This window comes from uncultured Devosia sp., assembly GCF_913055165.1.
Classification (GTDB): Bacteria; Pseudomonadota; Alphaproteobacteria; order Rhizobiales; family Devosiaceae; genus Devosia.
The window spans coordinates 1-6,591 of record NZ_CAJXJS010000102.1; the positions used below are offsets into that span (position 1 = coordinate 1).

Here is a 6,591-nt window from a genome sequence, read left to right on the forward strand (position 1 = left end):
GCGCTTCTGGCCGATGGCGACCATTCGGTCAAGGATCTCACCGAAATCCTCGACCAGAGCCAGCCGCGCGTCTCGCGGCACCTCAAGCTGCTGGCCGATGCCGGCCTGGTGCAGCGCCATGCCGAGGGCGCCTGGGCCTATTACCGCCTGGCACCCGAAGGGCAGGGGGCGGAACTGGCCCGCTGGCTGACGGCGCGGGTCGATCCCAATGATCCCGAGCGCAAGCGGGACAAGGCGCGACAGGCCGAGGCCCGGGCAGAGCAGCAGGCGATTGCCGCCGACTATTTCGCCAAGGTGGCCGAGAGCTGGGACCTGCTCAGGACCCTGCATGTGCCCGAGGCGGCCGTGGAAGCGGCCGTGCTGGCCGAACTTGGGGGCCGCAAGGTCGATCTGCTGCTCGATCTGGGCACCGGCACGGGCCGCATGCTCGAAGTGTTGGCGCCCGCCTATCAGCGGGGCATTGGCCTGGATTCGAGCCGCGAAATGCTGGCGGTGGCGCGCTCGCGCCTGGCGGCCTCCGGCCTGAGCCATGCGCAGGTGCGCCTGGGCGATATCAACGCGCTCGATCCCGCCATCGGACCGGCCGATGTGATCGTCATCCATCAGGTGCTGCATTATTTCGACGATCCCGGCCGCATGCTGGCGCAGGCCCGGCGCCTGCTCAGGCCTGGTGGCGAGATTCTCATCGTCGATTTCGCGCCCCATGAGCTTGAGTTCCTGCGCACCGAGCACGCCCATCGGCGGCTGGGCCTGTCGCGGGAACAGATGAAGGACTGGGCGGCCCTGGCCGGCCTCGACGTGCTTTCGGTGCGCGAGTTTCCCAGTGACAGCAAGGATCGCGGCCTGACCGTCTGCCTCTGGCATCTCGGCGACCGCAACAAAGTGGACTAGACCATGCTTGACGATAATCTGCGCGCCAGCCGCAAGACGGCCGACCAGCGCCCCGACCTGCAGCTTTCCTTCGAATTCTTCCCGCCCAAGACCGACGCGATGGAAGAGCGTTTCTGGGATAGCATCACCAGGCTGGCGCCACTCAGCCCGCGCTTCGTTTCGGTGACCTATGGCGCGGGTGGCTCCACCCGCGAACGTACCCTGCGCATGGTCCGCCGCATCACCGCCGATACCGGCGTGGCCGCGGCAGCGCATCTGACTTGTGTCGGGGCTACGCGCGCGGAAGTCGACGCCGTCGTGCAGGGCTATGCCGCGGCCGGGGTCACCAAGATCGTCGCCTTGCGGGGCGACCCGCCGGAGGGTGTGGGCCAGCCGTTTACGCCCCACCCGGAGGGCTACCAGAATGCCGCCGACCTGGTGGCGGGCATTCGCCGCCTGGGCGATTTCGATATTTCTGTTGCCGCCTATCCGGAAAAGCATCCGCAGAGCGCCGACTGGGATGCCGATATCGACAATCTCAAGCGCAAGATCGACGCTGGGGCGACCCGCGCGATCACCCAGATGTTCTTCTCCAATACCGATTTCCTGCGCTATCTGGAGCGCGCGCGCAAAGCGGGGATCACCGCGCCGATCGTGCCGGGCATTCAGCCCATCCACTCGTTCAAGCAGATCTCGGGTTTCGCCGAGCGCTGCGGAGCCTCTATTCCCGGCTGGCTGGCAGAGCGCTTTGAGGGACTGGAAGACGATCCGGAAACCCATGCGCTGGTCGCCGCGGCCGTTGCGGCCGAGCAGGTGACCGAACTGCTCGATGAGGGCGTCACCGAGTTTCACTTCTATACGCTCAACCGCTCCAACCTGGTCCTGGCGCTGGCGCGCCTTTTGGGGCGGCGGCCCTGAGGGTGGCGGCGTTCAGCCTGTGTTCAGCCAGCGCCCCGCAGATTCGCGCCCGAATGGCCTTCATATTGTGGCCATGAAAAGGGGCGATGTCCCCTCGCTCGGGCGGAGCATGTTGGAAGCCGTTTTCTATGCAGATTGATCGCCGTATCACCAATGGCCTGGCCTGGGCCGGCGCCTTGCTTGTCATCGCCATCCCCGCCGCCGACGCGGCCCTGCGCCTGACTGGCATATCGGACGAGCCGCAGATTGCCGTGATCGAGGAGCAGGCGCCTGCGGCGCTGGCTCTCCCGACAGCGGCCAGCGAGCGTCCCCAGCCCGTCGAAGTGGCCGAAGCAACCGAAGCGGAAGCCCCTTCGGTCGCATCTGAGCCCGCTGCGGGGACCGACAGTGTTGGGACGGCGAGCGTAGTCCCTCGCGTTTCGGGCGGAGATGCCGTGGACGCCTTTGTCAGGTCCGGCCGACCCATGCCCAGCTATATCAGCGACGGGGGTGCGTCCGAACCGGGTGAAACCGCAGTCGTGAGTACGCCGTCGGATGCTCCCGGCCAAACCGCTGCTTCGCCCGAGCCGGAGGTTGAAACGGCGGCAGCCGTGTCACGAACCCGCATTGTCACCTTCCCCACGCCCGTATCGGAGCGCCCCGAATCCGTGCCCCGTGCACTGGCGCCCCAGCCCCCGCTGGTGATCCAGGAGCCGGCGGCAATCGTAACGTCGGAGGATCTTGAAGATTGGGAAAGTGGTCCGCTGTCCGAGTTTCTTGCCCGCCGTCAGGGCGGAACCCAGCAGGTGGCTCCAGATTATGATCCGGATGGGTTCTTTCTGGATGAAGGGCCCAATTCCAGCGCTGGTGTCACGCGATTCCCGCGCGCTTATGGGGGTGATTTCTACCCCTTTGAGTGAGGGGCAGGGCCGCCATGACCTGGCTGACATGGACCCGGCAGCGCAAACAGGGTAATCGTGTTGGCCCAACGGGAAAGGGAAGCCCGGAACATGCTGTGCTGTGTCCGCAAGGCCGAAGACAATCGCGATATCTGGCAGAAGCTGTCTGCCTTTTTGGGCTCCTTTTCCCAGCGAACAGGCGTGGCCGGCCATGTCGCCAATATCCTAGATCCCGACACCTGGTTGCCCGGCGGGCGCGACGCAGCATTCACGCTGGCGCTGATCGCTCTCTCGGCCAAGATGGCGGTCGCTGACGGCGCGGTAACCGCGTCAGAGGTGCGTGCCTTCAACGCGACCGTGGAGATTGCCAAGGGCAGCGAACCGCAGGTCGAGCGGCTGTTCAACCTGGCCAAGCAGGACATCGCCGGTTACGACGCCTATGCCCGCAAGGTAGCGCGGTTTTTCGCCGACACGCCGGATACGCTGGAGCACGTCCTGGACGGTCTCTTCTTCATCGCCACTGCCGATGGGCTCGTGCACGAGGCTGAACTCGATTACCTGCGCGAGGTGAGCGCTATCTTCGGCTTTGATGAGGCGCGCTTCGAACAGATCGCTAGCCAGCATGTCATGCTGGATGACGGCGTTGATCCCTATACTGTGCTCGGGCTCTCGCATGATGCGCCACCGGAAGAAGTGCGCCGGGTCTACCGCCTGCTGGTGGCCGAGCATCATCCTGACCGGCTGATCGCCAAGGGCGTGCCGGAGGAATTGATCGATGTGGCGACGGCGCGCATGTCGGCTATCAATCTGGCCTATCAGGCGATCACCAGGCCCAAGCCGCAGCCGCTGCTGGCTTGACGGCGACGCTTCCACACCGCACATAGGCATCGCCAGTTGACCGGGTGGCCGCTGGCGGATGGGTAACTGTCCGCTGGAGGAAAGTCCGGGCTCCATCGAAACACGGTGACGGCGAGAAGCCGCCGGGGGCGACCCCAGGGAAAGTGCCACAGAAAGCAAACCGCCGGCCTTCGGGTCGGCAAGGGTGAAAGGGTGCGGTAAGAGCGCACCGGGCCGCTGGCGACAGGGGCCGCACGGTAAACCCCACCGGGAGCAAGACCAAATAGGGATGACGCGGGCTTCGGCCCAGCCTGTTTCGAGGTCATGTCGTCCGGGTTGGTTGCACGAGCGCGCTGGCGACAGCCGCCTCAGATGAATGGTCACCACGTCGTGGAAACACGGCCCTACAGAACCCGGCTTACAGGTCAACTGGCGCTGCCTCTCTTCACTGGCGTGGGCAGCATGTCGCGCCTGGGCCTCTTGATCATGACGGATGAGGCCGCTACATCGTGCGGCTTTCCTCCGCCGTTCTTGAACTGGCGGGCACACGCCTATGGAGAGTTGAAGTAAGCGCGATGCCCCTCACTACCCCCTATTACCTGGTCGACGAGACCGCGCTGGACCGGAACCTGGCCAAGGTGGATCGGCTGCGGGCGCTCTCGGGCGCCAAATGCGTGATGGCGTTGAAAGCCTTTGCAACCTGGTCGACCTTCGCGCAGATCGCGCCGCATATGGACGGGTCGACCTCTTCGTCGCTGAATGAAGTGCGTCTGGGGCGCGAGAAGTTTGGCGGGGAAACGCACGCCTACTCGGTTGCCTGGGCGGATCATGAGATCGATGAAGCCATTGCCCATGCGGACAAGGTGATCTTCAACTCGCTCAACCAGCTCGACCGGTTCGGCGACAAGGCGCGGCATCTGCCGGTTGGTTTGCGGGTCAACCCGGGCGTCAGCCACTCCCATTTCGACATTGCCGATCCGGCGCGCAAGTTCAGCCGGCTGGGCGAGTGGGACCTCGACCGGGTCGAACAGGCGATGGATCGCGTCAGCGGCTTCATGATCCACTGCAATTGCGAGAACGATTCCTTTGAGTCCTTCGCCGCGTTGCTGGATGCCTTCGAAGCCAAGCTGGGCAGTTTTTTCGAGCGGATCGACTGGGTGAGCTTTGGCGGCGGCATTCACTTTACCGGCGAGAATTATGCCCTCGATGCGCTGGCGGCGCGGCTCAAGGCCTTTGCCGAAAAATACCGCCTGCAGGTCTATCTCGAGCCGGGCGACGCCATTGTCACCGGCACCACCACGCTCGAGGTTACAGTGCTCGACATTGTCGAAAACGAGATCGCGGTGGCCATCGTCGATAGCGCGGTCGAAGCCCATATGCTGGACCTGCTGGTCTATCGGGAAAGTGCGACGGTGGCGCCCGATGCGGGGCCGCATCGTTACCAGATTGCGGGCAAATCCTGCCTTGCCGGAGATGTGTTCGGGACCTTCGATTTTCCTGAACCACTGGCGGTGGGAAGCCGTATTTCCCTGTTGAATGCAGGGGGATACACCATGGTGAAGAAAAACTGGTTCAATGGCGTGGCAATGCCCGCTATAGCCATTCGCAGAAAAAACGGCGCTATCGACCTTGTGCAAAGCTTCGATTATGCCGACTATGTCGCCAGTCTGTCATAAGGGCAGGCTGATCCCGTAACCCTCGAAAAAGGTGTTTCGTGCCAATTGAAAAAGAACCTGTTGATCATCGGCGCCGGAGGTGTCGCGCAAGTCGCTGCCTTTAAGGCAGCAATGCACAATGATGTGCTCGGAGACATTCACATTGCCTCCCGCACGGTTTCGAAATGCGAGGCGCTGGTCGCCGGCATTCTCGAGAAAAAGGCGCTCAAGCGCCCGGGTATTCTGGCCGCCCACCAGCTCGACGCCATGGATGTCGAAGCCACCAAGGCCCTGATCCGGCAGACCAAGAGCCAGATCGTTCTCAACGCAGGATCGGCTTTCCTCAATATGAGCGTGCTCAGCGCCTGTATCGACATGGGCGTGGCCTATATCGACACGGCCATTCACGAGGACCCGAAAAAGATCTGCGAGACGCCGCCCTGGTACGGCAATTACGAGTGGAAGCGCCGCGAGGATTGCGAGCGCAAGGGCGTGACCGCCATTCTGGGCGCCGGGTTCGACCCCGGTGTGGTCAATGCCTATGCCGCGCTGGCCGCCAATGCCTATTTCGACCGGATCGACAGCATCGATATCATCGATGTCAATGCCGGCAGCCATGGCCGCTATTTCGCCACCAATTTCGACCCGGAAATCAACTTCCGGGAATTCACCGGCACGGTGTGGAGCTGGCAGCAGAGCCAGTGGACAGCCAACAAGATGTTCGAGGTCAAGCGCACCGACGACCTGCCGGTGGTGGGCGAGCACACGACCTATCTCACCGGCCATGACGAAATCCATTCGCTTTCGGCCAATCTCGGCGTGCCCGATATCCGCTTCTGGATGGGCTTTGGCGAGCACTACATCAACGTCTTCACGGTGCTCAACAATCTCGGCCTGCTGTCCGAGCAGCCGGTGACGACCGCCGAGGGGCTGGAGGTTGTGCCGCTCAAAGTGGTCAAGGCCGTCTTGCCCGACCCGATGTCGCTGGCGCCGGACTATTCCGGCAAGACCTTTATCGGCGACCTGATCAAGGGTGAACGCAACGGGGTCGCGACCGAATTGCTGGTCTACAATATTTCGGACCACGAAGAGGCCTTTGCCGAGACCAATAGCCAGGCGATTTCCTATACGGCCGGCGTTCCGGCGATCGCTGCGGCCCTCTTGATTGCCAAGGGCGATTGGGATTGCCACCGCATGGCCAATATCGAGGAACTGCCGCCCGTGCCGTTCCTGGACCTGTTGGGCAGGATTGGCCTGCCGACCCGCATTCGGGACGAAAAGGGCGACCGGGCATTCGATCCCGCCGAGTTCAGTGAGAACCGGCGGGCGCAGCCCAAGGCCCGCGAGGCGTAAATTTGAAGCGGCCGGGTTTCCCGGCCGTTTTCTTTTCTGCATGGACTCAAAGAGCGTTCCGCGATGCGCGAGGCATGCCG

At 63.3% G+C, this 6,591-nt stretch carries 6 protein-coding genes and 1 other RNA gene; all 7 read left to right on the forward strand.

Features of this window, described 5'->3' with window-relative positions; translation table 11 throughout:
* A partial coding sequence (locus QZ564_RS18675; protein WP_297113353.1) for a metalloregulator ArsR/SmtB family transcription factor occupies window positions 1-891 on the forward strand: 891 nt, incomplete at its 5' end.
* 3 nt (window positions 892-894) lie between these two features.
* Window positions 895-1,788, forward strand: coding sequence for a methylenetetrahydrofolate reductase [NAD(P)H] (gene metF, locus QZ564_RS18680; protein WP_297113355.1), 894 nt, complete (start codon window positions 895-897; stop codon window positions 1,786-1,788).
* Between the two features lie 128 nt (window positions 1,789-1,916).
* On the forward strand, window positions 1,917-2,687 hold the full coding sequence (locus QZ564_RS18685) for a hypothetical protein (RefSeq protein ID WP_297113357.1): 771 nt from the start codon (window positions 1,917-1,919) through the stop codon (window positions 2,685-2,687).
* Window positions 2,688-2,777: 90 nt separating this feature from the next.
* Window positions 2,778-3,524: a DnaJ family molecular chaperone gene (locus QZ564_RS18690; protein WP_297113359.1), complete on the forward strand. Its 747-nt coding sequence runs from the start codon at window positions 2,778-2,780 to the stop codon at window positions 3,522-3,524.
* A 32-nt stretch (window positions 3,525-3,556) separates the two neighbouring features.
* An RNA gene (gene rnpB, locus QZ564_RS18695) (RNase P RNA component class A) lies at window positions 3,557-3,940 on the forward strand.
* Window positions 3,941-4,078: 138 nt separating this feature from the next.
* Window positions 4,079-5,179: a carboxynorspermidine decarboxylase gene (locus QZ564_RS18700; protein WP_297113361.1), complete on the forward strand. Its 1,101-nt coding sequence runs from the start codon at window positions 4,079-4,081 to the stop codon at window positions 5,177-5,179.
* A gap of 45 nt (window positions 5,180-5,224) precedes the next feature.
* The gene (locus tag QZ564_RS18705) at window positions 5,225-6,511 is read left to right on the forward strand and encodes a saccharopine dehydrogenase family protein (protein WP_297113364.1); all 1,287 of its coding nucleotides are present in this window, start codon (window positions 5,225-5,227) and stop codon (window positions 6,509-6,511) included.
* Window positions 6,512-6,591 lie beyond the last annotated feature (80 nt).

What these genes read in the sequence shown, in the direction of transcription:
- QZ564_RS18685 (WP_297113357.1), top strand. Translation starts at nt 1,917, where the DNA reads ATGCAGATTGATCGCCGTATCACCAATGGCCTGGCCTGGGCCGGCGCC.
- QZ564_RS18700 (WP_297113361.1), top strand. Translation starts at nt 4,079, where the DNA reads ATGCCCCTCACTACCCCCTATTACCTGGTCGACGAGACCGCGCTGGAC.
- metF (WP_297113355.1), top strand. Translation starts at nt 895, where the DNA reads ATGCTTGACGATAATCTGCGCGCCAGCCGCAAGACGGCCGACCAGCGC.
- QZ564_RS18690 (WP_297113359.1), top strand. Translation starts at nt 2,778, where the DNA reads ATGCTGTGCTGTGTCCGCAAGGCCGAAGACAATCGCGATATCTGGCAG.